The sequence below is a fragment of the Mycobacterium sp. 852002-51057_SCH5723018 genome (assembly GCF_001667035.1).
Taxonomy (GTDB): Bacteria; Actinomycetota; Actinomycetes; order Mycobacteriales; family Mycobacteriaceae; genus Mycobacterium.
The window spans coordinates 133,000-157,072 of sequence record NZ_LZIR01000111.1; the positions used below are offsets into that span (position 1 = coordinate 133,000).

A 24,073-nucleotide genomic window follows, 5' to 3' on the forward strand; every position below is an offset into this window, starting at 1 on the left:
GATGAATCGATGACGGACGTGGGGCGCGTCACTGCCCTGCCCGTGGTGAACCTTCGGTCACAACCGGGGCCGCTGCTCGACGGCCTGCGCGAGGCCGCGCACGAGGTGGGCTTCTTCTACCTGACGGGCCACGGGGTGCCGGCCGAGCTCGCCCGCCGCGTGCTCGGGGCGGCCCGCCGGCTGTTCGAGCTGCCGCAGGCCGACAAGGACGCAGTCGCGATGGTGCGCAGCCCGCACTTCCGCGGCTACACCCGGCTGGGCGGGGAGTTGACGCAAGGCCGGGTGGACTGGCGCGAGCAGATCGACATCGGACCCGAACGCCCCCCGATCGGCGGGCCGGGCCGACCGGACTACCTGTGGCTGCAGGGCCCCAATCAATGGCCGGCGGCCCTGCCCGAATTGCCGCGGATCGTCGAGGAGTGGGACGCCGCGCTGGCCTCGGTGGCCCGCACCCTGCTCCGGCACTGGGCCGCCTCCCTGGGCAGCCCACCGGACGTGTTCGACGCCGCCTTCGCCGGGACGCCCGCCACGCTGATCAAGATCATCCGGTACCCTTCCAGCGCGGCCAGCCCGCAGGGCGTGGGAGCGCACCGCGACGCCGGCGTGCTCACGCTGCTGTTGGCCGAGCCGGGCAGCCGCGGCCTGCAGGTGCGGCCGGCCGGGGGCGACTGGGTCGACGTGCCGCCGCTCCCGGGCGCCTTCATCGTCAACATCGGAGAACTGCTCGAGGTGGCGACCGGCGGCTACCTGCGGGCCACCGAACACCGGGTGAATCTGAACGGCGCGTCGGGGGAGCGGATTTCGGTACCCTACTTCTTCAATCCGCGCCTGGACGCGCAGATCCCGATGCTGTCACTGCCCACGGAATTAGCGGCACTGGCGTCTTCGAGGCATGACCCGTCGGACCCGATCTTTTCGGTCTACGGCCGCAACGCGTGGAAGAGCAGGTTACGGGCCCACCCGGATGTGGCCGCGGCGCATGGGTACTCGGCTGGTGATGGCGACGGCGCGGCGCCCGCCCGGTAGGGTCGGGCAGGAGAAACCGTCTTCGACTTTTCAGGGGCGAATGAGGTCAGGTGAACTCGACGAACAAGCTGACACCGTCCACTCTTCGTGAGGCCTTCGGCCACTTTCCCTCCGGCGTGGTGGCCATCGCCGCCGAGGTCGAGGGGATCCGGGAAGGCTTGGCCGCCAGCACCTTCGTCCCCGTCTCGCTCGAGCCGCCGCTGGTGTCTTTCTGCGTGCAGAACACGTCGACGACGTGGCCCAAGCTCAAGGGCGTCCCGATGCTGGGCATCAGCGTGCTCGGCGAGGCGCACGACGCCGCCGCGCGCACGCTGGCCGCCAAGACCGGCGACCGGTTCGCCGGTCTGGAGACGCTGTCCCGCTCCAGCGGTGCGGTCTTCATCAAGGGCACCGGCCTGTGGCTGGAGAGCGCGATCGAGCAACTGATACCGGCCGGTGACCACACCATCGTGGTCTTGCGGGTCAACGAGGTGACCGTGGACGCCGCGGTGGCGCCCATTGTGTTCCACCGCAGCACATTCCGCCGGCTTGGGGCATAGCGGGCGCGCGCGCCGGGCGCAGGCTCGTCGGCTACGGGCGGTGGCTGAGCTCTTCCCGGTAGCCGGCGACGCGCCGCTCGATTTCGGCGGCGTCCTCGTGCCGGCCCTCCTTGTGCGCGAGCTCGGCGCGGACCGACAACTCACGGATCGCGGTTCGAATCTCGTTGACGCTGGTGGTTCCTCGCATAGGAAGCGGGTACCCGATGCCGCCGGAGGTTAACGGCGAAACAGCTTGTTGCCCAGCCACACCACCGGGTCGTACTTGCGGTCGACGACCCGTTCTTTCATCGGGATCAGCGCGTTGTCGGTGATCTTGATGTTTTCCGGGCACACCTCGGTGCAGCACTTGGTGATGTTGCAGTAGCCCAGGCCGTGCTCTTCCTGCGCCTGGTTGCGCCGGTCCAGCGTGTCCAGCGGGTGCATTTCCAGCTCGGCGATCCGCATCAGGTAGCGCGGGCCGGCGAACGCGTGCTTGTTCTCCTCGTGGTCGCGGACCACGTGGCAGACGTTCTGGCACAGGAAGCATTCGATGCACTTGCGGAACTCCTGCGAGCGCTGGACGTCGACCTGCGCCATCCGGTACTCCCCGGGCTGCAGTTCCTTGGGCGGCGCGAACGACGGTATCTCGCGGGCCTTTTCGTAGTTGAACGAGACGTCGGTGACCAGGTCGCGAATCACCGGGAAGGTCCGCAGCGGCGTGACGGTCACGACCTCGTCCTCGGCAAACGTCGACATCCGGGTCATGCACATCAGCCGGGGATAGCCGTTGACCTCCGCCGAGCACGATCCGCACTTGCCCGCCTTGCAGTTCCACCGCACGGCGAGGTCTGGCGTCTGCGTCTGCTGCAGGCGGTGGATGATGTCGAGCACCACCTCGCCCTCGTTGACCTCAACGGTGAAGTCCTGCAGCTCGCCGCCGGCGTCGTCGCCGCGCCACACCCGCATGGTCGCGTTGTAGGCCATTTACTTCTCCGTCCTTGGGGTCCGCCCGGGATGGCCGGCCAGTTCCTCGTCGGTGTAGTACTTCTCCAGCTCGGAGATCTCGAAGAGCTCGAGCAGGTCCTGCCGCATCGGCACCTGCTCTTTACGGGTGATGGAGATGTCGGGGATCACGTCGTCACCGCCGGCCGCCCGGCAGACCAGCAACAGTTTGCGCCATGACGAGTCCATCGACGGGTGATCGTCGCGGGTGTGCCCGCCGCGGCTCTCGGTGCGCTCCAGCGCGGCCTTGGCCACGCACTCGCTGACCAGCAGCATGTTGCGCAGGTCGATGGCCAGGTTCCAGCCCGGGTTGTACTGGCGATGCCCCTCGACATGCATGTTGTTGAACCGCTCGCGAAGTTTGCCCAGCCGCTCGAGCGCCTCGGTGATTTCCTCCGACTTGCGGATGATGCCGACCAGCTCGTTCATCGAGTCCTGCAGCTCCAGCTGCAGGGTGTACGGGTTCTCGGCGGCGGCGCCGTTGGTCGGTCCCTCGAACGGGGCCAGCGCCCGCTTCGCTGCCGTGTCGACGGCGTCCTGGGCGACCGACGGGCGGCTGCTCAGGGCCCGCACGTAATCCGCGGCGCCCAGGCCGGCGCGCCGGCCGAACACCAGCAGGTCCGACAGCGAGTTGCCGCCGAGCCGGTTGGACCCGTGCATGCCGCCGGAGCACTCACCGGCGGCGAAGAGGCCGGGGACCGTGGCCGCGCCGGTGTCGGCGTCGACCTCCACGCCACCCATCACGTAGTGGCAGGTGGGCCCGACTTCCATTGGCTCCTTGGTGATGTCGACCCCGGCCAGCTCCTTGAACTGGTGGTACATCGACGGCAGGCGCCGGTTGATCTCGGCCGGCGCCAGCCGCGACGCGATGTCGAGGAAGACGCCGCCGTGCGGGCTGCCACGGCCGGCCTTGACCTCAGAGTTGATCGCACGCGCGACCTCGTCGCGCGGCAGCAGGTCCGGGGTGCGGCGGGCCGAGTCGTTGTCCTTGAGCCACTGGTCGGCCTCTTGCTCGGTTTCGGCGTACTGACCCTTGAACACCGGCGGGATGTACTCGAACATGAACCGCTTGCCGTCGGAATTCTTCAGCACCCCCCCGTCGCCGCGGACGCCCTCGGTGACCAGGATCCCTTTCACGCTCGGCGGCCACACCATGCCCGTCGGGTGGAACTGGACGAACTCCATGTTGATCAGCGACGCGCCGGCCCGCAACGCCAGCGCGTGCCCGTCACCGGTGTACTCCCAGGAGTTCGAGGTCACCTTGAACGACTTGCCGATGCCGCCGGTGGCCAACACCACCGCCGGCGCCTCGAACACGACGAACCGGCCGCTCTCGCGCCAATAGCCGAACGCCCCGGCGATCGAGTCGCCATCCTTGAGCAGCTCGGTGATCGTGCATTCGGCGAACACCTTGATCCGCGCCTCGTAGTCGCCGAGTTCGGCGTGGTCCTCCTGCTGCAGCGAGACGATCTTCTGCTGCATGGTGCGGATCAGCTCCAGGCCGGTGCGGTCGCCGACGTGGGCCAGCCGCGGATAGGTGTGCCCGCCGAAGTTGCGCTGGCTGATCTTTCCGTCTTTGGTGCGGTCGAACAGCGCGCCGTAGGTCTCCAGCTCCCAGACCCGGTCCGGTGCCTCCTTGGCGTGCAGCTCGGCCATCCGCCAGTTGTTGAGGAATTTCCCACCGCGCATCGTGTCGCCGAAGTGGGTCTTCCAGTTGTCTTTCGGGTTGGTGTTGCCCATCGAGGCGGCGCACCCGCCCTCGGCCATCACCGTGTGGGCCTTACCGAACAGAGACTTGCACACCACCGCCACCCGCAGGCCGCGTTCCCGCGCCTCGATGACCGCACGCAGCCCCGCGCCGCCGGCACCGATCACGACTACGTCGTAGGAGTGCCGTTCGACCTCAACCATGGAACCTCACTCAGCCTAATCTGGTATTTGTGAAATGGCTTCTCAGCCAATAAATCTGAAGTCTGTTACGGTGCCGCTGGCGACCAGCATGATGTAGAAGTCGGTGAGCGCCAGCGTCCCCAGCGTGATCCAGGCAAACATCATGTGCCGGGTATTCAGCTTGCTCACCTGGGTCCAGATCCAATAGCGCACCGGGTGTTTGGAGAAATGCTTGAGCCGGCCGCCGGTGACATGCCGGCACGAATGGCAGGAAACGGTGTAGGCCCAGAGCAATAGCACGTTGGCCACCAAAATGACGTTGCCCAAACCGAATCCGAACCCGGACGGCGAATGGAAAGCCATGATCGCGTCATAAGTGTTGATGAGCGACACCACGACCGCGACGTAGAAGAAGTAGCGGTGGCTGTTCTGAATGATCAGCGGAAGCCGGGTTTCGCCGGTGTAATGCTCGCGCGGTTCGGGCACCGCGCAGCCGGTCGGCGACTGCCACACCGAGCGGTAGTAGGCCTTGCGGTAGTAGTAGCAGGTGATCCGGAAGCCGAGCAGGAACGGTAATACCAGCATTCCCAACGGAATCCACCACGGGAAGTGACCGAACCACACGCCGAGGTGGCTGGCGCCCGGCTCGCACGAGGCGCTCACGCACGGCGAATAGAACGGCGTCAGGTAATGGTATTTGTCCACCCAATAGCTGCTGCCCCAGAAGGCCCGGGCGGTGGCGTAGAGGATGAACGCCGATAGACCGAGGTTGGTCACCAGCGGCGGTACCCACCAGCGGTCGGTGCGCAGTGTCCGTTCGGGTATTTGCGCGCGGGTGGCCGAGAAAACGCCGGACGCAGGACGGTTCGCCGTGGGTGCGCTCATCTAGTGTTCCTCTTCGAACGGGCTGTCTCGTCGAAGGGTACACAGAGTAGAGGCCCCCTTTTTGTGGGGGGCTCGGTTGTCAGGACCTGCTGTGACCCCCGACACCTTCGTCGTCGACATCGCGCCAGAAATCGCTGTCGTACTGGGTGTCGGGAATGGCGATCTTCTCGCCGGACTGCTGCACCGTGGCGCGCGCCAGGTCCAATTCGGAGACGTCGGTGTCGAGCAATTCGATGTCGGACAGGATCCGGTCGGCGTCGATGACGATGCGCCGCATCGCCGGGCTGTCGCCGTAGCGCGCCCTCAACGAGCTCACGCACCGCCGCAGGCCGCCGATGAGGTGGTGCAGCTCGGCGATTTCAGTAGTGCCAGTGGGGCTCGACAACGGATCTCCTAGGGCTCACGGTGTTACGGATCACAGTACGCCCCCGATAGTATCCACCGGACACGGCTGGTGTCAGACAGGTCACACCCGGCTAGCCAGGGAGCAAACACCCAATGTCACGTCAATCCATCGCCGATCGTGCTACGACGCTGCTCGGGCTGCACCTCCCGGGCAACCCCGTGATCCTGCCCACCGTGTGGGACGCGTGGTCGGCCCGGCTGGCCACCGGCGCCGGGTTCGCGGGGCTCACCGTGGGCAGCCATCCGGTGGCCGACTCCGTCGGCAAACCGGACGGCGAGGGGATGTCCTTCGACGACCTGCTGGCCCGGGTCGCGCAGATCACCGCCGCCGTCGACGTCCCGGTGTCGGTGGACGTCGAATCGGGCTACGGGCAGCCGCCGGCGCGGCTGATCGACGGCCTGCTGAGCGCGGGCGCCGTCGGGCTCAACATCGAAGACACCGTGCACTCCGAGGGCAAGCGGCTGCGATCCGCCGGTGAGCACGCCGAACTGGTTGGCGCGCTGCGGTCGGCCGCCGATGCGGCCGGGGTGCACGTGGTGATCAACGCGCGCACCGATCTTTTTCTCCGCCAGGACGGGGACCAGTCCGATCGCTTGGAACGGGCCGTGTCGCGGCTGACCGAGGCCGCCGCCGCCGGGGCCGACGTCTTGTATCCGGTGGGCCGGCACGACCCGGAAACGTTGCGGCGCTTGGCCGCTGAGCTGCCGCTGCCGGTCAACGCGATAGCGCTGCCCGACCAGGACGACCCCGCCTCGTTCGGCCAGCTGGGCGTCGCCCGGATCAGCTTCGGGCCGTTTCTGCAGTACGCGCTCTCGGCCCGAGCCAAGGAGCTGCTGGCCCGCTGGGGCTGACGGCGAGAAGACGCAAAAGCCCTCGACACGCCGTGCGTGCGAGGGCTTTTGTGTCTGTTCGCGCCAGAGACTACTTCGTGATCGCGATGCGCTGCGGCGCACTTCCGGCGTACGCCGCGGCGACGCGCACCGTTAACACACCAGCGTCGTAACTGGCTGTGATCGCCTCGCCGGTGACGTGCGCGGGCAGCTGGAAGGAGCGGCGGAACGATCCGTACCGGATCTCGCGCAGGGTGCGGCCGTTCCGCTCCTCGGCGTGCTCCTCGCGGTGTTCGCCGTGGATTACCAGGCGGCCGTTCTCGACCTCGACGTTCACGTCCTTCTCGACGTCAACACCGGGCAGTTCCAGGCGGACCACCGCGTCGTCGCCGTCCTTGACGATTTCGGCGGCCGGGGTGAAACCGCTGTTCACCGGCTTGAACCAATCCGCCGCGGCGGCGGGGCCGAAGAAGTCGCGCAGCCACCGTTCGGTGTCCCAGGCCGGTCGCGACCACAATGCGAGGTTGCTCATGGATATCTCCTTACGCTTCCTTGTGAGTTTGCTGTGACCGGCGCCTTGCCGGCCGGCTATTTCTACAAACATGAGTCGATCACGCTAAAGTTCCACCTGGCTGTTCGCCGGCAGCGAACAGCTTCACAGCGGCCCCTGTGAGGTGTGAGGCCGCCGTCATGTGGGCGTCACATTGCGCGATTTCGCGGTAATTTCGGGCCCCTACCCTCGTGGCATGGCTCCATCCGGAAGTGCGCGCGCGCACCGTGCCGCCCGTCACGTCATCGTGGTCGGGCACGGCATGGTCGGCCACCGACTGGTCGAGGCGCTGCTTGCCCGCGACACCGAAGGAACTTGGCGCATCACGGTTTTGGCCGAGGAGGCCGACGCCGCCTACGACCGCGTGGGCCTGACCTCCTACACCGAGAGCTGGGACCGGGCGCTGCTGGCGCTGCCCGGCAACGACTACGCCGGTGACGAGCGGGTTCAGCTGCTGCTGGGTACGCGCGTCACCGAAATCGACCGCGCGACAAAGTCTGTGGTGACCGCGGACGGCCAACGGCACAGCTATGACGCGCTGGTGCTGGCCACCGGGTCCTACGCCTTCGTCCCACCGGTGCCCGGCCATGACCTTCCGCAGTGCCACGTGTACCGCACCCTCGACGACCTCGACGCCATTCGCGCCGACGCGCGGCGCGCGGCGGACGCCGGCCACGTCACCCAGGCGGTGGTCATCGGCGGCGGCCTGCTCGGGCTCGAAGCCGCTAATGCGCTGCGCCAGTTCGGGTTGCAGACGCACGTCATCGAGATGATGCCCCGTTTGATGGCCCAGCAGATCGACGAGGCGGGGGGCGCCCTGCTGGCCAGGATGATCACCGAGCTGGGCATCGCGGTGCACGTCGGGACGGGCACCGAATCGATCGAAACCGTTGAGCATTCCGACGGCTCGGCGTCGGTGCGGGTGCGCCTCACCGACGGGGACGTCATCGACGCCGGCCTGGTGATCTTCGCGGCCGGCATCCGGCCGCGTGACGAGCTCGCTGCGTCCGCCGGATTGGCCCGCGCCGAGCGGGGCGGCGTGCTCACCGACTTATCCTGCCGCACAAGCGATCCCGACATCTACGCGGCCGGCGAGGTGGCGGCGATCGACGGGCGGTGCTACGGCCTGGTCGGGCCGGGGTATACCTCTGCCGAGGTGGTGGCGGATCGGCTGCTGGACGGTGCCGCGGAGTTTCCGGAGGCGGACCTGTCGACCAAGCTCAAGCTGCTCGGCGTCGACGTCGCGAGCTTCGGTGACGCGATGGGGACGACCGAGAACTGTCTCGAGGTCGCTGTCAACGACGCGGTGAACCGGACCTACGCCAAGCTGGTCCTGTCCGATGACGCCAAGACGCTGCTGGGCGGGGTGCTGGTGGGCGATGCCTCGTCGTACGGGGTGTTGCGGCCGATGGTCGGCAGCGAACTGCCGGGGGATCCGCTCGCGCTGATCGCTCCGGCCTCCTCCGGTGGCGGGTCGGCCTTGGGCATTGGGGCGCTGCCGGATTCGGCGCAGATCTGCTCGTGCAACAACGTCACCAAGGGCGACCTGAAGGGCGCGATCACGGGCGGCTGTGCCGACGTTCCCGCGCTCAAGTCGTGCACGGCGGCCGGCACCTCGTGTGGCTCCTGCGTGCCGCTGCTCAAGCAGCTGCTGGAAGCCGAGGGCGTCGAGCAGTCCAAGGCGCTGTGCGAGCACTTCAGCCAGTCGCGCGCGGAGCTGTTCGAGATCATCACCGCCACCGAGATCCGGACATTCTCCGGCTTGCTGGCTCGCTTCGGTAGCGGAAAGGGTTGCGACATCTGCAAACCCGTGGTCGCCTCCATCCTTGCGTCCACCGGCTCCGAGCACATCCTCGACGGTGAGCAGGCCTCGCTGCAGGATTCCAACGACCACTTCCTGGCCAATATCCAAAAGAACGGCAGCTACTCGGTGGTGCCGCGGGTGCCCGGCGGTGACATCAAGCCGGAGCACCTGATTCTGATCGGCCAGATCGCGCAGGACTTCGGGCTGTACACCAAGATCACCGGCGGCCAGCGGATCGACATGTTCGGCGCCCGGGTGGATCAGTTGCCGCAGATCTGGAAGCGGCTGGTGGAGGGCGGCATGGAATCCGGGCACGCCTACGGCAAGGCGTTGCGCACGGTGAAGAGCTGCGTGGGCAGCGACTGGTGTCGCTACGGCCAGCAGGATTCGGTGCAGCTGGCCATCGATCTGGAACTGCGGTACCGGGGCCTGCGTGCGCCACACAAGATCAAGCTCGGCGTCTCGGGCTGCGCGCGCGAGTGCGCCGAGGCGCGCAGCAAGGACGTGGGCGTCATCGCCACCGAAAAAGGTTGGAACCTCTACGTCGGCGGCAACGGCGGCATGACGCCCAAGCACGCCCAGCTGCTGGCCAGCGACCTGGACACCGAGACGCTGGTCCGCTACGTCGACCGGTTCCTCATGTACTACATCCGCACCGCTGACCGGCTGCAGCGGACCGCGCCGTGGGTCGAATCGCTGGACGGCGGACTGGATCACGTGCGCGAGGTGGTGTGCGAGGACTCGCTGGGCCTGGCCGAGGAATTCGAGGCCGCAATGGAGCGGCACGTGCAGAACTACAAGTGCGAATGGAAGGGCGTGCTGGACGACCCCGACAAGCTGTCGCGGTTCGTCTCGTTCGTCAACGCCCCGGACGCGGTCGACTCGACGGTGACCTTCACCGAACGAGCCGGGCGCAAAGTGCCTGTGCCCATTGGCATGCCGCGGGTCCGCGAGGAAACCCCCGGAGGAATTGGAAGGTAATCATGACAATTCTCAACGACGTTCAGGTGTGGACGACCGCGTGCGCGTACGACCGCCTCATCCCGGGTCGTGGCGTCGGGGTGTTGCTTGACGACGGCACCCAGGCCGCGCTGTTCCGGCTGGACGACGGGTCGGTACACGCCATCGGCAACGTCGATCCCTTTTCCGGGGCGGCGGTGCTCTCGCGCGGGATCGTCGGGGACCGCCAAGGCCGTGCCACGGTCCAATCCCCCATCCTGAAGCAGGCTTTCGCGTTCGACGACGGCTCGTGCCTGGACGACCCGCGGTTCTCGGTGCCGGTGTTCCAGGTGCGGGTGACGCGCGAGGGCGACATCCAGATCGGCCGGATGGCGACGCCGATGGCGATCAGCGCGTGATGTCACCGACCAGGTAGCGCTGCATCGTCGGGCCGATCGCGTCGACGATCGCGTCCACCGACATAGAATGCAGCGGCTCGGAGCGTATGCCGTAGCGCATGATGCCCAGCCCCACCAGCTGAGACGCGCACAGCGACGCCCGCACCGCGACCTTGTCGGCGCCCAGGACTCTCAGGATCGGCCCGAAAACCGGGCCGATGAACATGCCCTCGACGATTTCGGCGGTCTTGGCCATCCCCGTGGACGCGACCGCGCTCGCGGCGAAGGGTCCGCCGCCGGCCGCGTCCCACGTGGTGATCAGCATGCGCAACGTCCGGCGGCCCACCTGGTTGGCGCCTCCGGTCACGATCCGATCGACGAACTCCGGTGTGCCGAAGGGCAACCGCAGCATCTTCGCCACCGGATCGAGCAGCCCACGCGAGGGCTCTTCGCGACGCGGCATGCTGCCAGGATCGCCGGAATGCGATCAAATATCAAGCGTCGCGGGCATCGGCGTGTGGGGTCGGTGAGCCCGAAGCAGGCCCCGATGCAGGCCCAGCCGACGCGTCGCGTGCCGCGTTGACACCGGCACCAGCCCCGGCGCGGCCCTGCGGAATCGGTTCGCGACAAGCCGGGCCAGGCCGGGGTGGGTACCCAGCGGCCGGCTGACCAGGTCGGCGCCGCTGGTATGCAGGCGTTCTTGAAACAGGCCGTCGGCCAGCAGGTACGAGGCCACCACGACGCGGCGCGCGCCGCCGGGCCGGGCGGCGGCGACGGCGTCGTCGACGTGTGGGTCGCCGGTGGCCGCGAAGGCCAGCCGCACCCGCGACCCGACCAGCGCGGACAGCGTCGTCGCGGCGACATGAAGGTCGGCACGCGCGCAAGAGTCCGTCGTGCCCGCGGCCGCGAGGATCACCGAATCATCCAGGCGCCAACCACATTTCGTGAGCTGATCGGTGACGATCCGCGCGATCTCCCCGCTGGGCCCCAGCGCGGGGGTGGCGACGACATGGGGGTGCCCGCTGGCCGCGATGTGGGCGGGCAGGTCGCTGCGCACGTGGTAGCCACGCGACAGGAACGCCGGCACCACGATCGCGGGGCGCCCGCTGGCCGCCGCCTGCGACAGCACCTCGCTGGGGGTAGGCCCCAACACGTCGACGAACGCGACCTGCACCCGACGGTCAAGCAGCGCGCTCACCCGCGCCGCCAGTTCTCCGATCATTGCGACACCACCCGGCCTGCGGGTGCCGTGCGCGGCCAGGATCAGGTCCATCGGCCGCCCTGGTCGTCGATGGCGAGCCGGTAGCCGCGCTTGACCACCGTCGCGATGATGTTCTTGTCGCCCAACGCGGTTCGCAGCCGCAGCACCGCCGTGTCGACGGCGTGCGGGTCGTTGCTGTTTCCGGGCAGCACCCGCAACAGGTCGTTGCGCGCCACGACGTCGCCCGGTCGCTGCGCCAGCGCACGCAGTATCGCCATGCCGGACGGCGACAGCAGCTTGATCGAACCGTCCACCAGCACACAGGTGCCGCGGATGTCGACCGCGTGGCCGGCGGCACTCACCGTGCATGACCCGAGCAGCGGCAGCTCCTCGGCGATGTGGCGGGCCAAGGCGCCCAGGCGCATTCGCTCCGGCGACGACGTCGGGACGCCCTTGCGGATCAGCGGCTTGGAGGTCACCGGGCCCACGCACATCGCGTGCACATCGGTGCGCAACGCTTGCAGCACCTGGTCCTCGACGCTGAGGTCGCGGCTGCGTTCCAGCACCGCCGCCGCCGCGGGGGCCGACGTGAAGGTCACCGCGTCGAATTGGCGTCGGGCGATCCCGGTGACCAGCTGATCGAAATCGCCGCCCAATGGCGTTGGCTTCCACCGGTACACCCGGATCGGCACCACGTCGGCGCCCGCAAAACGCAAGCCGCCGATGAATTCGGGGAACGGGTCCCAGGCGTCGGCGGCACCGTGCAGCTGGATGGCCACGCGCATGCCGGATATGCCCGAGTCGAGCAGGTATTCCAGCACCTCCTGTGAGGATTCGGACTCAGGGGACCATTCCTCGTGCAGGCCGGCGGCGCGCACCGCGCCGGTGCCCTTCGGTCCGCGGGAGACGATCCGGGACTTCGACAACGCCGTGACGAGCTGGTTGGACAGCCCCCAGCCCTCGGCCGCGGCCAGCCAGCCGCGGAAGCCGATGCCGGTGTGCACGACCAGAATGTCGGGCGGCTCGGCGATCAAAGCCTCTGTGTGGCGGTGTAATTCGTCATCGTCGGGCAGCGCGATCATGTTGATCGCCGGGGCGCTGCAGACCTCGGCGCCCTGCCGGCTCAGCAGCGCGCACAGCTCTTCGGCGCGCCGTGCGGAGGTAACCGCAACCCGGTAGCCGGTCAGCGGCGCCGATTTCGGTTGGGCCATATGACCTGTGTATGCCTGGGACGTTTCGGCGGCGTTACCGCGCAATTGCTGACGCATTGCCCCTGTTGCGACGACCATCACACCCGCGCGGGCTCGGCGTCGAGGACGGATTCGGCCGCGTTCGGGCCGGGTGGCTGCGGGCGCACATACAGCCGCCACGTCATGGCGGCGGCCCCCACGTAGCAGGCCAGGAAGACCCAATACGCCGACGTCTCGGTCCCGCTATGGAGGTAGGACTCGCGTAGCGCCAGGTCGATTCCCACGCCGCCGAACGCGCCGACCGCCGAGCAGAAGCCGATCAGCGATCCCGACATCGCCCGCGACCAGTGGCGGCGCTGCGCCTCATCGGCGTCCAGCCGGCGGCTGCGCGCCTCGAAGGTCGACGGGATCATCTTGAACACCGACCCGTTGCCCATCCCCGCCAGCACGAACAGGGCGACAAAGCCGGTGACGTAGCCGGTCAAGGTGGCCGAGCCGCCGCCATTGCGGTCGTCGAGGGTGCCGACGGTGACCAGCAGCCCGGCGCTCAGGACCATGCCGCCCAGGACGCCCAGGGTAACGCGGCTACCGCCGATGCGATCGGCCAGCCTCCCGCCGTAGATGCGGGCCAGCGACCCCAACAGGGGTCCCACGAAAGCGATCTGGGCGGCGTGCAGCGAGGCGTGCCTGGCGGTTTCGCCGGCGGCCGTGAAGTGGACCGCCAGCACCTGGCCGAAGGCGAACGCGAACCCGATCCAGGAGCCGAAGGTGCAGATGTAGAGCAGCGAGATCACATAGGTGTCGCGCTCGCGAAGCACCGAGCGCATGGTGTTCACCTCGATGCCGTGCTCGAGGTTGTCCATGAACAGCGCCGCCGCGATGCCGACGATGGCCAGCAGCACCAGGTACACCGCGCACACCCAGTACGGCGCTTCGTGGCCCTTGGATCCTGCCACCGTGGCGAGTACCAGCAGGCCGACCAGCTGGATGACCGCAACACCGAGGTTGCCGACGCCGGCGTTGATGGCCAGCGCCGCGCCCTTGAGCCGCTGCGGGTAGAAGGCGTTGACGTTGGCCAGCGATGCCGCGTAGTTGCCGCCGCCCAGCCCGGTCAGCGCCGCGCACAACACGTACGGCCACAGCGGCAGGCCGGGGTTGGCGAGCAGCGCGATGGTGCCGGCGGTCGGGATCAGCAGGACGAACGCCGAGAACGTCGTCCAGTTGCGGCCACCGAAGCGCGCGATGCCCAAGGTGTAGGGGATGCGCGCGCAGCCTCCGATCAGCGTTGCGACGGCGCCGAGCAGCAGCTTGTCGCCGGCCGAGAAGCCGTAGACGGACGCCGGCATGAACAGCGCCATCACCGACCACAGCGACCAGATCGAAAAGGCGACGTGGTCGCCCGCCACCGTGCACATCAGGTTGCGGCGGGCGATGTCCTTGTTGCCGGCCTCCCAGGCCACCGCGTCTTCCGGATCCCAGTCCGGGATGCGGTGGTTGCGGCGGCCCATGCGGTCGGCACCTTTCCTAGATCTTCGCGAAGGGGTGGGGGCGAAATCGGTTGAGCGCGTTAGGCGGCGAACTGGCGCCGGTGGCGGGCGCGCCGAAAGCGGCATGCCCGGCCGTGTGTTTCGATGCTCACATTAAGAAACCAAGCCCGTCAACTCAATTCGGGCGATATCGCCTGTAAGTTGAATCCCAGTTATCTGGCAAATCCCTGAGGGGCCATGCGGCCTCGCAAATAATCGCCCGCACCAAGTGATTTCGCGCGGCCGTGAAATTTATTGTGAGCTGCAATACATTCCGTAATATGTGATTGATTCACCGAATCGGTATGCCGTGCAACGGCTTACCAAACGTCGCCGCCGCGCCAGTCGCACATCAGGCCCGCGGAGGTGTCGAGGCTGGTTCCGACCGGCAGGACGAACACGGCGTCGTCATCGTCGGGGGTGCGGGTGGGACCGGTGGGGGCCAGCACGGACGTCGGGCCGCGCCACGGCAGCCAGCCGCGCGCCGACCACACCCGGCGGGCCGGGGCCGACGAACTGACGGCGCCCACCTGGTACGCGCCGCGGATCACCTGCTCGCAGCCGTCCAGCAAGGCGTGCACCAGCCCCTGACCGCGCCAGTCCTCGCGCACGGCGACCCCTTCGATGTAACCGCAGCGCAGCGCGTCGCCGCGATAGAGCAGCCGCCGCTGGACCACGGCGGCGTGCGCGATGATCGCGCCGTGCCGCCAGATCAGGGCGTGCATGCCGCCCAGCGCGTGCTCCCAGTCGTCGTCGCTGAAGCCTCCGGCGAACGCGGCGGTGACCATCTGACAGACGCGGTGCCGGGTCTCGCTGTCGAGATCGGAGGTGTGGACCAGGCGGGCGGTGTGTACCTGGGTGTGCACAATCCATGTCTACCAGCCGTGTCCAGCGACCGGGGCTAGGAGAACGGCCCGTCCGCGGCGCTCGACAGCGGCCGGTTCCCGGACGGAGACCGGGGCCGGGCCCAGTGCAGGCGTACCCGCTGACCGGGGCGCACCTGGGCGATCTTGTCGACGTCCTCGTCGATCACGACGCCGACCACCGGATAGCCGCCGGTGACCGGGTGATCGGGACCCAGGATCACCGGTAAACCGTTGGGCGGCACCTGGATCGCACCGCGGGTGGTGCCCTCGCTGGGGAGCTGACGGTCCGGGTAGCGGTACTGCAACGGGCGGCCGACCAAGCGCATGCCCACCCGGTCGCTGCGATCGGATGCCACCCACTCGGTGTGCACCAGGACATCGGGATCGACGAACCAGTCGTCGCGCGGCCCGGGAACCGCCGACAGTTCGACCACGTCGCCGGTGATGGCGGCCACCGGGGCCTGGTCGACCTCGGGATAATCGAGCGTGTGCTCGCCGACCGGTAGCCGGTCCCCGCTGCGCAGCGGCGACGGGCCGATCGCCGACATCACGTCGTAACTGCGCGAGCCCAGCACCGGGTCCACGCAGATGCCGCCGCGCACCGCCAGGTACGTCCGCAGGCCGGCGCGCGGCGCGCCCAGGGAGATCACCTGGCCGTCGCGGACATGATGAATGCTGTTGGTGCCGAACTTGATTCCGTTCACGGTGGGGTCGGTGTCGGCGCCCGTCACGGCGATGTCGACGTCGCCGCCGCGCACCCGGGCCGCCAGGCCGCCGAACGTCACTTCGATGGTGGCGCGGTCGTCGGGGTTGGCGACCAGCCGGTTGGCCAGCGTGTGCGCGCGGCGGTCGGCGGCCCCCGACCGCCCGACGCCGAGGTGGGCCAAGCCCGGCCGGCCGAGGTCCTCGACGACGGCGAACGGTCCGGTGCGCACGATCTCGAGACTGATACCCAGGTTCGGCACGGCCGTCTCCTCGCTCACACGGCCCGGAACTGGACCCACATGCCCTGCGTCAGCAACGCGGGATCGGTCCGGTCCAGATCCCACAGCACCTCGTCGGTGTGACCGATGAGCTGCCAGCCGCCGGGCGATTGCCGCGGATAGATCGCGCTGAACTCCCCGGCCAGCGCGACCGACCCGGCCGGCACGGAGGTCCGCGGCTCGGACCGGCGCGGCACGCGCAGTCGCGCGTCGCCGTCGACCAGGTACGCGAAACCCGGTGCGAAGCCACTGAATCCGACCCGCCACAGGCAACCGGTGTGGGCCTCGATCACCTGCGCCGTGGTCAGCCCGGTGTGGTCGGCGACCTCGGCGAGGTCCGGTCCGTCGTAGACGACGTCGATCACCACGTCGGCGTCGCGGCCCGCCGCGGCCTCGGCCTCGGCGGCGACGCGCATCTTGCGCAGCCGGTGACGGGTGGCGCCCTGCCGGCGCGGGTTGTCCAGCTTGACCAGCACCGTGCGGGCGGCCGGGACGATGTCGAGCACCCCGGGCAACGCCGCGTCACGCAGCGCGTCCACCCACGCCAATACCTCGGCCGTGCTGCCACATTGCAACATCAGCGCCTGGTCGCCGTAGTCGAAAACGATGTTGCCGACCAGCTCGGTCGACAGCTCCTGCGATAGGTCCGTCACGCTCATTACTCGACGGTAACCCCGCGGTCGGGGCAGGCGGGAGGGAATCTCGACGGATTTTCGAGCACTGCCAGAGGTGCCTTAGCGAACGCTCAATCAAGCGGTACGCCAAGGGCATCTAGCCCAGGATCTTGCCGATCAGCGCGGGCAGCTGGTCGGCGACCAGCGGGTAGCTCAGCGGGGAGGCGAACGCGATCGCGCCGGCCTGGTCCCTGGTGGTGAAGATGTGGCGGTTCTGGGTGGTGGCCGCCGCTCCGGCGATTTCGGGGTCGGCCAGCAGCGCCTTCTGGTCGTCAGGGGTCTCGGTCGTCCAGATCACCACGTCGGCGGAATCGAGCACACCCTTGATCTGATCGCGCGGAATGACGGCGCGGTGGTCGCTGCCGAACGGCTTGATGCTGTCGGCGATCACCAGGCCCATCTGGTTGAGGAAGTCGGTGCGCCAGCCCGCCAGGGTCGCCACCACGGTGCCCTGAAAGAACGTGCCCTGCATCAGCAGGGCTCTCTTGCCCTTCCACTGCGGGTTCTTTTGGGCGACGGCGGCAAACCTCTGGTCGACGGCGTCGATCAGGGACTTCATCTGATCGGCCTGAAACACCGCCTGCCCGACGGCGGTGGCCTGCTGCTTCCACGGCTCGAAGAACGCGTCACCGTCGGACTGCGCGACGGTCGGCGCGATCGCCGAGAGCTTCTGATAGGTGTCGGCGTCCACGCCGGCATTGATGGCGACGATCAGGTCCGGTTTGAGCCCGGCGATCTGGTCGATCGGAATCCCGTTGTCCAGGTTCAGCACCACCGGCTGGGCCGCCCCCAGCCTGGGCTGGGCCCACGGCCACACCGCGAACGGCTGATCACCGAACCAGTTGGTCACCGCGATGGGTACCACGCCCACCGCCAGCAGGTCGTCCTGCTCGGTGTAGCCGGCGCTGACGACGCGCTTGGGCGGCTCCTTGACGACGGTCTGACCGAACAGATGGGTGATCGTCACCGAGCCGGCGGCGGCGCCGGGCGCCGGTTTGCTTGACGAGCAGCCCGCCCCCACGGCCGAGCATCCGGCGATCGCGGTGACCCCTGCGAGCTGCAGAAAGCCGCGACGACTCCATCCGGTCATCGCGTGAGATTATCGCGTCCCCCGCTGCCACCTACGCCGCCGCGCGGTTGCTCGGCCCAGCGGCATGCCGGCGTCGAGGAAGTCCAGGCACCGATAGATCGTCTCGGGCGTCTTGGGTGCGCTGTCATAGGCAGCCATCATGGCGCCCACCATCGCGCCGACGAACACGCGGATCTCGAAATCGGTTGGGGGACGGCCAATTCGATCGCGGCTTCGGCGATCTGTTCGACGGTGGTGGCGGCGTAGCCGTTTCGTCGAACAGGCGGAACGCCTCGCGCCGGATGGCCTGGCGGGTCGTGATCTTCTTGCGCTCCCGCTGTGCCAGCGGCCGGTCAGTCGCCTGCATGGTCCGATTCTCGCGCGTAGGCGGCCCGAAAAGTTCTGACAGTGGGGCGCGAGGCGTTGCGATCTTTGCGTATCCCCGGCGTAACCGCGCACGAAAGGACCGGTAACAGGTCCTCTCTACCGTCAGAGCGTGACTACCACCAGCCCGGAGACCACCCCAGTCCTCGCGCCCTCGCGCGAGCGCCACCGCGGACGGCACTGGATCGACGACTGGCGGCCCGAAGACCCCGCGTTCTGGGAGACGACCGGCAAGCCGATCGCCCGTCGCAACCTGATCTTCTCCATCTTCGCCGAGCACGTCGGATTCAGCGTGTGGATGCTGTGGAGCATCGTCGTCGTCCACATGACGGCCGGCCCGCACGGGCACGCCGCCGCGTCCGGTTGGGCGCTGACCGCCAGCCAGGCCCTGTTCCTGGTCGCGGTGCCCAGCGGTGTCGGCGCCTTCCTGCGGTTGCCCTACACCTTCGCGGTCCCGGTCTTCGGCGGCCGCAACTGGACGACCACCTCGGCGATGCTGCTGGTGATCCCGTGCCTGCTGCTGGCCTGGGCGGTGGGCCACCCGCACATGCCTTTCCCGGCGCTGGTGGCGATCGCCGCGACCGCGGGCTTCGGCGGCGGCAACTTCGCGTCGTCGATGGCCAACATCTCGTTCTTCTACCCCGAGAAGGACAAGGGCTGGGCGCTGGGCCTCAACGCCGCCGGGGGCAACCTCGGCGTGGCGGTCGTGCAGAAGATCATTCCGCCGATCGTGATCGCGGGCGGCGGGGTGGCCCTGTCGCGTGCCGGCCTGTTTTACGTGCCACTGGCCGTCGTGGCCGCGGTGTGTGCCTTCCTGTTCATGAACAACCTCACCGAGGCCAAGGCCGACGTGAAGCCGGTTTGGCAGTCGCTGCGGCACCGCGACACGTGGATCATGTCGCTGTTGTACATCGGCACATTCGGGTCGTTCATCGGCTACTCGGCGGCGTTCCCGACGCTGCTCAAGACAGTGTTCGGGCGCGGTGACATCGCGCTGGCGTGGGCTTTCGTCGGCGCGGGCATCGGGTCGGTGATCCGCCCGGTGGGGGGCAAGCTCGCCGACCGCATCGGCGGGGCCCGCATCACCGCCTTCAGCTTCGTCATGCTCGCCGTCGGTGCGGCGGCGGTCCTGTGGTCCGTCCACGCCAAGAACCTGCCGGTGTTCTTTGCCAGCTTCATGTTCCTGTTTGTGGCCACCGGGATCGGCAACGGCTCCACCTACCGGATGATCTCGCGGATCTTCAAGGTCAAGGGTGAGCTTGCCGGCGGCGATCCGGACACCATGGTGCACATGCGCCGCCAGGCCGCCGGTGCGCTGGGCGTCATCTCGTCGATCGGGGCCTTCGGCGGGTTCGTCGTGCCGCTGGCCTACGCCTGGTCGAAGTCGCACTTCGGCACCATCGAGCCGGCGCTGCGGTTCTACGTCGGCTTCTTCCTCGCGCTGCTCGTGGTCACCTGGGCCGCCTACCTGCGCAAGAAGACCCCAATGGCGCAGCTGGGCGTCTAGGAGTCCTGGTATTTGGGCTGGTACTTGACCCAAGGGCTGTAGTCCGCGATCAGCTCTTCCTGCGGCGGGCGCTGGTCGGCGGGCACGTGCTGCAGGTTGATCCGGATGCGGTACCAGATCGAGCTCGGCCCGCGCATGCCGTCGACCAGGACGTCGGCCGGCTGCAGCAGCCCCGCCGCGCCCGGATAGCGGTCCCGCCAGGCGTCGAGGGCGGCCATCGCCTCCTCCTTGGTCTTGGTACGGGCGATCTCGATGAGCGGCTTGGACGAGGGCCGCCTGCCACCGGCGCCCTTGCCGCCCTTGGCCGCCCCCTTCGGGGCCTTCTCGGGCGGGCCCAATTCCTCGGCCAGCACCAGCAGCCGGTCGAGTTCGCCCACCGCGTCGTCCATTCCCGCCCACGGGTCGCCCAGCTCGGCGAACCGGGCGGGCACGGTTTCGATGGTGAACGCCTCGGGGTTGCAGCCGGCCACCTCGTCCCAATGCAGCGGCGTGGACACGCGGGCGTCCGGGGTGGCCCGCACCGAATATGCGGAGGCGACGGTGCGGTCCTTGGCGTTCTGGTTGAAGTCGACGAAGACGCCTTCGCGCTCTTCCTTCCACCAGCGGCTGGTCGCGGCTTCGGGCACCCGGCGCTCCACCTCGCGGGCGACGGTCTGGGCGGCCAGCCGCACCTGGCGGAATCCCCAGCGCGGGGCGATGCGGGCGTAGATGTGGAAGCCCCGCGACCCGGAGGTCTTCGGCCACGCGACCAGGCCGTAGTCCTCCAGTACTTCGCGGGCCACCAGCGCGACGTCGACGATGCGCTGCCAGGCCACCCCGGGCATCGGGTCCAGGTCGACCCGCAGCTCGTCGGGGTGATCGAGGTCGTCGGCCAGCACCGGGTGGGGGTTGAGGTCGACGCAGCCCAGGTTGATCACCCACGCCAGCCCGGCGGCGTCGTGGATGACGGCTTCCGCGGCGGAAGTGCCGCGCGCGTAATGCAATTCGGCGACGTCGACCCACTCGGGCCGGTTGGCCGGCGCCCGCTTCTGGAAAACGGCCTCTTGCCCGATGCCCTTGACGAAGCGCTTGAGGATCATCGGGCGCCCCGCCACCCCGCGCAACGCCCCGTCGGCGACGGACAGGTAATAGCGGACCAGGTCGAGTTTGGTGTAGGGGCCCGCGCCGCCGTGGCGTTCGAACACCACCTTGTCCGGATGGGTGATGGTGACCCGGTTCCCGGCCACCTCCAGCGAAACCGGACCGGTCATGTTCATCATGGTAAGTCGCGGGGTACATACCCGTTGTAATGCGACCGACGTCACATATGGTGGGATCCATGCCAAATCTCCTTGGCCTGCCGGGGCAGGCTGTTGCGAAAGTTCAGCAGTACCTCGACCGCGGCACGGCCGAGCTGCACTACGTGCGCAAGATCTTCGAGGCCGGGGGTTTTCCGCTGGAGCCACCCCAACACGTCGCCGCGATGGCCAACGACATCCGCAAGTGGGGCGAGATCGGGATGCTTCCCGCGCTGCATGCCCGGCGCAACCCGGACAAGGTGGCCGTCATCGACGACGACGGCGAGTTGACCTGGAAGGAACTCGACGACGCCGCCAATGCGGTCGCGCACGGTCTGCTGGACAAGGGCGTCAAGGGTGGGGACGGTGTCGCGATCCTGGCGCGCAACAGCCGCTGGTTTGCCATCGCCGAGTTCGGGTGTGCTCGAGTCGGTGCTCGCATCATCTTGCTCAACAGCTCGTTCTCCGGACCACAGATCAAGGAGGTGTCCGAGCGCGAAGATGCCAAACTCATCATCTACGACGATGAGTACACCGAAGACGTCGGCAAGGCCGATCCTCCGCTGGGCAAACTGCGGGCGCTGGGCAGCAACCCCGACTCCGACAAGGCCTCGGGCAGCAAGGACGAGACACTGGCCGATCTGATCGAACGCAGCAGCGGCGAGCCCGCCCCCAAGGCGAGCAAGCATTCATCGGTCATCATTTTGACCAGCGGCACCACCGGCACGCCGAAGGGCGCGAATCGCAGCACGCCGCCGACCCTCGCGCCGATCGGCGGCATCTTGTCGCACGTCCCGTTCAAGGCCGGCGAGGTGACGGCGCTGCCGGCACCGATGTTCCACGCCCTGGGCTTCTTGCACGCCACGATTGGAGCGTTCCTGGGCTCGACGCTGTTGCTGCACCGCAAGTTCAAGCCCGATGTGGTGTTGAAGGACGTTGAGAAGCACAAGGTGACCGCGATCGTCGTCGTCCCGGTGATGTTGTCGCGGATGCTGGAGGCGCTGGAAAAGATGGACGACAGGCCCGACCTGTCGAGCCTGCGAATCGTCTTCGTCTCTGGTTCCGCGTTGAACGCCGATGTCGCCGAACGGGGCCTCAAAGAGCTCGGACCCGTCATCTACAACATGTACGGCTCGACCGAGATCGCCTTCGCCACCATTGCCGAGCCCAAACACTTGGAGTACAACCCGTCCACCGCCGGACCGGTTGTCAAAGGCGTCAAGGTCAAGATCTATGACGAAAACGGCAAGGAGCTGCCCCAGGGCGAAGTCGGCCGGATCTTCGTCGGCAACGCCTTTCCCTTCGAGGGCTACACCGGCGGCGGCAACAAACAGATCATCAACGGGATGTTGTCCTCGGGCGACGTCGGTTACTTCGACGAAAACGGTCTGCTCTACATCAGCGGCCGCGACGACGAGATGATCGTGTCCGGCGGCGAGAACGTCTTCCCCGCCGAAGTGGAGGATTGCCTCAGCGGGCATCCCGAGGTGGTCGAGGCCACCGCAATCGGTGTCGAAGACAAGGAGTGGGGCCACCGCCTGCGCGCCTTCGTGGTCAAGAAGGAGGGCTCTGATGTCGACGAGGACACCCTCAAGAAGCACGTGAAGGACCAGCTGGCCAAGTACAAGGTGCCCCGAGAGGTGGTCTTCCTCGACGAGTTGCCGCGCAACCCTACCGGCAAGGTCCTCAAGCGCGAGCTGCGCGAGATGGAGATCGACTAGCCCTCGCGGGTCACCTGCGCGCCTGAATGGCGCGCGTGATCTGGGTCGAGAGCTTGGGGTCCGTCAGCAGCTGGTCGATCAGCGCCGTGAGGACCTCCTGTCCGGTCACACGCGCGACTCCGATCCGGTCGGCCGCGTCGCGCTGCCACACGTCGAGCGCGCGGTGCGTGGCCAGGGGCAGGTCGACGGTGCGCCGCGTCCGTCGATCGCGAGCTGGAGGGGCCGGCGCTGGACCCAACCTGCTGAGGCGCTGGGTGGGCCCCGTCTGCTCGGGACCGGGTGGCGTGGGGCCCGCGGCGTAACGGGAGAAGCGGTTGGGACCGGAATCGCTCCGGCCAGAGGTGATACTCATCGCGGCGACCCTCTCTGGGTGCGGATCAGTAGATCCGCTTGTCAGTATGCGCGTCGTCGAGCACCCTCCCATTGAATCACCGTCAGGCGGTCGCGGCGCGCCGTCGGCGCCCGCCACGCGCACCGGGGGCACGGCCCGACGTCGGCGTCGGCCGAGGTGAAAGGGTCATCCAATTCGGTCAGCCCATAATTTCGGTTTGCTGTAGCCGCCACATAAGCCGTGCCTCGGTGTGAATTCCTGCTTTAATGAAACCAGATTCTACGTATCTTTGAATGCGTAGATTCACGCGGTTGCGTACTTCAGTAGATGGCGTGTGAGCAGCGTATATGTTAGATCCTGAGGTACTGAGGTCAGTAGCCGCGGATTCCACTACCTAGCGGGCGCCCCGGGAATGGATTAGCACTGGCGTCGGTTTAGTGTGGTGCAATAGCGGGTAGCTGGAGTTGCGGATAGCTCAGAAATATGGATACCGTTTTTTAGGGCTGTTTGAGACGTCCAAGAAGGCTTTACCTGCTGATCGTCGACAGCGTGAAAGGAGTTCACCAATGTTGACTTCACTGGTCTCCCTGCGAAAAGCCGCGGTTGGTGTGGCGGGCGGCGGCCTGCTGGCTGGAGCGCTGTTCTTCGGTGGCACCCCCGCCGCGCACGCCGCTCCACCCGCCGTCCCGGGCACAACGTTCGATGCGTCGGGCCCCCACGGCGGGCCTGACTTCCCACTTAGGCCCGGCGGCGGCGGCGGTGGTCACGGCGGCGGTGGCCACGGCGGCGGTGGTCACGGTGGCTGGGGCGGCCACGGTGGCGGTTGGGGTGATCACGGCGGTTGGGGTGATCACGGTGGCTGGGGCGGTCACCCGGGCTGGTGGGGCGGTCACCCAGGCTGGGGCAACGGTGGTTGGGGTCCTCCCGGCCTCGGATATCGCCCGTGGTGGAACTGGTGGTGGTGAGCTAACGCCGCTGCGACGCGTAGCGGCTGAGACTCCATGCCGACCTGGGACCGGCCCCCGGGTCGGCATGGGCACAGCGATCAAGAGCCGGGCCGTGCCGACCTGACAGACGTGCATCAGGTCGGCACGGT

The 24,073-nt window shown here is 68.0% G+C and carries 24 protein-coding genes and 1 pseudogene; 7 read left to right on the top strand and 18 right to left on the bottom strand.

All coding sequences use genetic code 11. The annotated features are described in order from the left end of the window. Positions 1-9: 9 nt before the first annotated feature. Together A5764_RS22895 and A5764_RS22900 are read left to right on the top strand one after the other, a co-directional pair. Positions 10-1,026: an isopenicillin N synthase family oxygenase gene (locus A5764_RS22895; protein ID WP_067117630.1), complete on the top strand. Its 1,017-nt coding sequence runs from the start codon at positions 10-12 to the stop codon at positions 1,024-1,026. A gap of 50 nt (positions 1,027-1,076) precedes the next feature. Next, positions 1,077-1,565 carry a flavin reductase family protein gene (locus tag A5764_RS22900; RefSeq protein WP_067117633.1) on the top strand — a complete coding sequence of 163 codons (489 nt, stop codon included), beginning with the start codon at positions 1,077-1,079 and terminating at the stop codon, positions 1,563-1,565. Positions 1,566-1,596: 31 nt separating this feature from the next. On the opposite strand, the gene A5764_RS28545 is transcribed toward A5764_RS22900, so the two are convergent. The 5 genes from A5764_RS28545 to A5764_RS22920 all read right to left on the bottom strand — a co-directional run bounded on the left by A5764_RS28545 (position 1,597) and on the right by A5764_RS22920 (position 5,706). Then, entirely contained in the window at positions 1,597-1,752 is a 156-nt protein-coding gene (locus A5764_RS28545; RefSeq protein WP_156664820.1) for a hypothetical protein, read from the bottom strand. A 29-nt stretch (positions 1,753-1,781) separates the two neighbouring features. Then, positions 1,782-2,528 carry a succinate dehydrogenase/fumarate reductase iron-sulfur subunit gene (locus A5764_RS22905; protein WP_067117636.1) on the bottom strand — a complete coding sequence of 249 codons (747 nt, stop codon included), beginning with the start codon at positions 2,526-2,528 and terminating at the stop codon, positions 1,782-1,784. Then, on the bottom strand, positions 2,529-4,457 hold the full coding sequence (locus A5764_RS22910; protein WP_067117638.1) for a fumarate reductase/succinate dehydrogenase flavoprotein subunit: 1,929 nt from the start codon (positions 4,455-4,457) through the stop codon (positions 2,529-2,531). Between the two features lie 42 nt (positions 4,458-4,499). Beyond that, complete coding sequence (locus tag A5764_RS22915) at positions 4,500-5,321, bottom strand: hypothetical protein (RefSeq protein ID WP_067117641.1); 822 nt, start codon at positions 5,319-5,321, stop codon at positions 4,500-4,502. Positions 5,322-5,400: 79 nt separating this feature from the next. Continuing rightward, positions 5,401-5,706: a hypothetical protein gene (locus tag A5764_RS22920; RefSeq protein WP_067117645.1), complete on the bottom strand. Its 306-nt coding sequence runs from the start codon at positions 5,704-5,706 to the stop codon at positions 5,401-5,403. A 113-nt stretch (positions 5,707-5,819) separates the two neighbouring features. Here A5764_RS22920 and A5764_RS22925 point away from each other — a divergent pair, with 113 nt between their 5' ends. Continuing rightward, complete coding sequence (locus A5764_RS22925) at positions 5,820-6,578, top strand: isocitrate lyase/phosphoenolpyruvate mutase family protein (RefSeq protein ID WP_067117648.1); 759 nt, start codon at positions 5,820-5,822, stop codon at positions 6,576-6,578. Between the two features lie 70 nt (positions 6,579-6,648). Here A5764_RS22925 and A5764_RS22930 read toward each other — a convergent pair whose 3' ends face one another. After that, positions 6,649-7,089 carry an Hsp20/alpha crystallin family protein gene (locus A5764_RS22930; RefSeq protein ID WP_067117651.1) on the bottom strand — a complete coding sequence of 147 codons (441 nt, stop codon included), beginning with the start codon at positions 7,087-7,089 and terminating at the stop codon, positions 6,649-6,651. A gap of 214 nt (positions 7,090-7,303) precedes the next feature. Between A5764_RS22930 and nirB the strand changes: the two genes are divergently transcribed. Both nirB and nirD read left to right on the top strand, forming a co-directional pair. Then, positions 7,304-9,892 carry a nitrite reductase large subunit NirB gene (gene nirB / locus A5764_RS22935; protein WP_082951852.1) on the top strand — a complete coding sequence of 863 codons (2,589 nt, stop codon included), beginning with the start codon at positions 7,304-7,306 and terminating at the stop codon, positions 9,890-9,892. 2 nt (positions 9,893-9,894) lie between these two features. Continuing rightward, a complete protein-coding gene (nirD, locus tag A5764_RS22940) occupies positions 9,895-10,269 on the top strand; it encodes a nitrite reductase small subunit NirD (RefSeq protein ID WP_067117653.1) in 375 nt (124 codons plus the stop codon). On the opposite strand, the gene A5764_RS22945 is transcribed toward nirD, so the two are convergent. The 9 genes and pseudogenes from A5764_RS22945 to A5764_RS27790 form a co-directional block, all read right to left on the bottom strand. Further along, a complete protein-coding gene (locus A5764_RS22945; protein WP_067117656.1) occupies positions 10,259-10,711 on the bottom strand; it encodes a hypothetical protein in 453 nt (150 codons plus the stop codon). The two genes, nirD and A5764_RS22945, sit on opposite strands and share 11 nt — an antisense overlap. Before the next feature lie 24 nt (positions 10,712-10,735). Further along, positions 10,736-11,521, bottom strand: coding sequence for a sirohydrochlorin chelatase (locus A5764_RS22950; RefSeq protein ID WP_067117658.1), 786 nt, complete (start codon positions 11,519-11,521; stop codon positions 10,736-10,738). Further along, positions 11,512-12,660 carry a uroporphyrinogen-III synthase gene (locus A5764_RS22955; RefSeq protein ID WP_067117661.1) on the bottom strand — a complete coding sequence of 383 codons (1,149 nt, stop codon included), beginning with the start codon at positions 12,658-12,660 and terminating at the stop codon, positions 11,512-11,514. The genes A5764_RS22950 and A5764_RS22955 overlap by 10 nt, the downstream gene beginning before the upstream one ends. A gap of 77 nt (positions 12,661-12,737) precedes the next feature. After that, entirely contained in the window at positions 12,738-14,147 is a 1,410-nt protein-coding gene (locus A5764_RS22960; protein ID WP_067117664.1) for a NarK/NasA family nitrate transporter, read from the bottom strand. Between the two features lie 338 nt (positions 14,148-14,485). Further along, a complete protein-coding gene (locus tag A5764_RS22965) occupies positions 14,486-15,031 on the bottom strand; it encodes a GNAT family N-acetyltransferase (protein WP_067117667.1) in 546 nt (181 codons plus the stop codon). 35 nt (positions 15,032-15,066) lie between these two features. Next, positions 15,067-15,981, bottom strand: coding sequence for a 5-oxoprolinase/urea amidolyase family protein (locus tag A5764_RS22970; RefSeq protein WP_156664825.1), 915 nt, complete (start codon positions 15,979-15,981; stop codon positions 15,067-15,069). Positions 15,982-16,010: 29 nt separating this feature from the next. Beyond that, complete coding sequence (locus tag A5764_RS22975) at positions 16,011-16,673, bottom strand: allophanate hydrolase subunit 1 (protein WP_067117670.1); 663 nt, start codon at positions 16,671-16,673, stop codon at positions 16,011-16,013. Positions 16,674-16,785: 112 nt separating this feature from the next. Then, a complete protein-coding gene (locus A5764_RS22980; RefSeq protein WP_067117674.1) occupies positions 16,786-17,778 on the bottom strand; it encodes an ABC transporter substrate-binding protein in 993 nt (330 codons plus the stop codon). A 9-nt stretch (positions 17,779-17,787) separates the two neighbouring features. Next, a pseudogene (locus tag A5764_RS27790) lies at positions 17,788-18,124 on the bottom strand (hypothetical protein). A 129-nt stretch (positions 18,125-18,253) separates the two neighbouring features. Between A5764_RS27790 and A5764_RS22985 the strand changes: the two are divergent. Further along, on the top strand, positions 18,254-19,648 hold the full coding sequence (locus A5764_RS22985; RefSeq protein WP_067117677.1) for an MFS transporter: 1,395 nt from the start codon (positions 18,254-18,256) through the stop codon (positions 19,646-19,648). Here A5764_RS22985 and A5764_RS22990 read toward each other — a convergent pair. Next, the gene (locus A5764_RS22990; protein WP_067117680.1) at positions 19,645-20,907 is read right to left on the bottom strand and encodes a DNA polymerase domain-containing protein; all 1,263 of its coding nucleotides are present in this window, start codon (positions 20,905-20,907) and stop codon (positions 19,645-19,647) included. The two genes, A5764_RS22985 and A5764_RS22990, sit on opposite strands and share 4 nt — an antisense overlap. A 59-nt stretch (positions 20,908-20,966) precedes the next feature. On the opposite strand from A5764_RS22990, the gene fadD2 reads away from it, so the two are divergent. Further along, complete coding sequence (gene fadD2 / locus A5764_RS22995) at positions 20,967-22,646, top strand: long-chain-fatty-acid--CoA ligase FadD2 (protein ID WP_067117754.1); 1,680 nt, start codon at positions 20,967-20,969, stop codon at positions 22,644-22,646. Positions 22,647-22,656: 10 nt separating this feature from the next. On the opposite strand, the gene A5764_RS23000 is transcribed toward fadD2, so the two are convergent. Both A5764_RS23000 and A5764_RS28550 read right to left on the bottom strand, forming a co-directional pair. Further along, complete coding sequence (locus A5764_RS23000) at positions 22,657-22,992, bottom strand: ATPase (RefSeq protein ID WP_369807360.1); 336 nt, start codon at positions 22,990-22,992, stop codon at positions 22,657-22,659. Positions 22,993-23,552: 560 nt separating this feature from the next. Then, complete coding sequence (locus A5764_RS28550; protein ID WP_156664821.1) at positions 23,553-23,870, bottom strand: hypothetical protein; 318 nt, start codon at positions 23,868-23,870, stop codon at positions 23,553-23,555. Between the last annotated feature and the right edge of the window lie 203 nt (positions 23,871-24,073).

Bases quoted from the DNA above. Each gene is read 5' to 3' on its own strand.
- A5764_RS22895 (WP_067117630.1), top strand. From the start codon at position 10: ATGACGGACGTGGGGCGCGTCACTGCCCTGCCCGTGGTGAACCTTCGG.
- A5764_RS28545 (WP_156664820.1), bottom strand. From the start codon at position 1,752: ATGCGAGGAACCACCAGCGTCAACGAGATTCGAACCGCGATCCGTGAG.
- A5764_RS22905 (WP_067117636.1), bottom strand. From the start codon at position 2,528: ATGGCCTACAACGCGACCATGCGGGTGTGGCGCGGCGACGACGCCGGC.
- A5764_RS22910 (WP_067117638.1), bottom strand. From the start codon at position 4,457: ATGGTTGAGGTCGAACGGCACTCCTACGACGTAGTCGTGATCGGTGCC.
- A5764_RS22915 (WP_067117641.1), bottom strand. From the start codon at position 5,321: ATGAGCGCACCCACGGCGAACCGTCCTGCGTCCGGCGTTTTCTCGGCC.
- A5764_RS22925 (WP_067117648.1), top strand. From the start codon at position 5,820: ATGTCACGTCAATCCATCGCCGATCGTGCTACGACGCTGCTCGGGCTG.
- A5764_RS22930 (WP_067117651.1), bottom strand. From the start codon at position 7,089: ATGAGCAACCTCGCATTGTGGTCGCGACCGGCCTGGGACACCGAACGG.
- nirB (WP_082951852.1), top strand. From the start codon at position 7,304: ATGGCTCCATCCGGAAGTGCGCGCGCGCACCGTGCCGCCCGTCACGTC.
- nirD (WP_067117653.1), top strand. From the start codon at position 9,895: ATGACAATTCTCAACGACGTTCAGGTGTGGACGACCGCGTGCGCGTAC.
- A5764_RS22945 (WP_067117656.1), bottom strand. From the start codon at position 10,711: ATGCCGCGTCGCGAAGAGCCCTCGCGTGGGCTGCTCGATCCGGTGGCG.
- A5764_RS22950 (WP_067117658.1), bottom strand. From the start codon at position 11,521: ATGGACCTGATCCTGGCCGCGCACGGCACCCGCAGGCCGGGTGGTGTC.
- A5764_RS22955 (WP_067117661.1), bottom strand. From the start codon at position 12,660: ATGGCCCAACCGAAATCGGCGCCGCTGACCGGCTACCGGGTTGCGGTT.
- A5764_RS22960 (WP_067117664.1), bottom strand. From the start codon at position 14,147: ATGGGCCGCCGCAACCACCGCATCCCGGACTGGGATCCGGAAGACGCG.
- A5764_RS22975 (WP_067117670.1), bottom strand. From the start codon at position 16,673: ATGAGCGTGACGGACCTATCGCAGGAGCTGTCGACCGAGCTGGTCGGC.
- A5764_RS22980 (WP_067117674.1), bottom strand. From the start codon at position 17,778: ATGACCGGATGGAGTCGTCGCGGCTTTCTGCAGCTCGCAGGGGTCACC.
- A5764_RS22990 (WP_067117680.1), bottom strand. From the start codon at position 20,907: ATGATGAACATGACCGGTCCGGTTTCGCTGGAGGTGGCCGGGAACCGG.
- fadD2 (WP_067117754.1), top strand. From the start codon at position 20,967: ATGCCAAATCTCCTTGGCCTGCCGGGGCAGGCTGTTGCGAAAGTTCAG.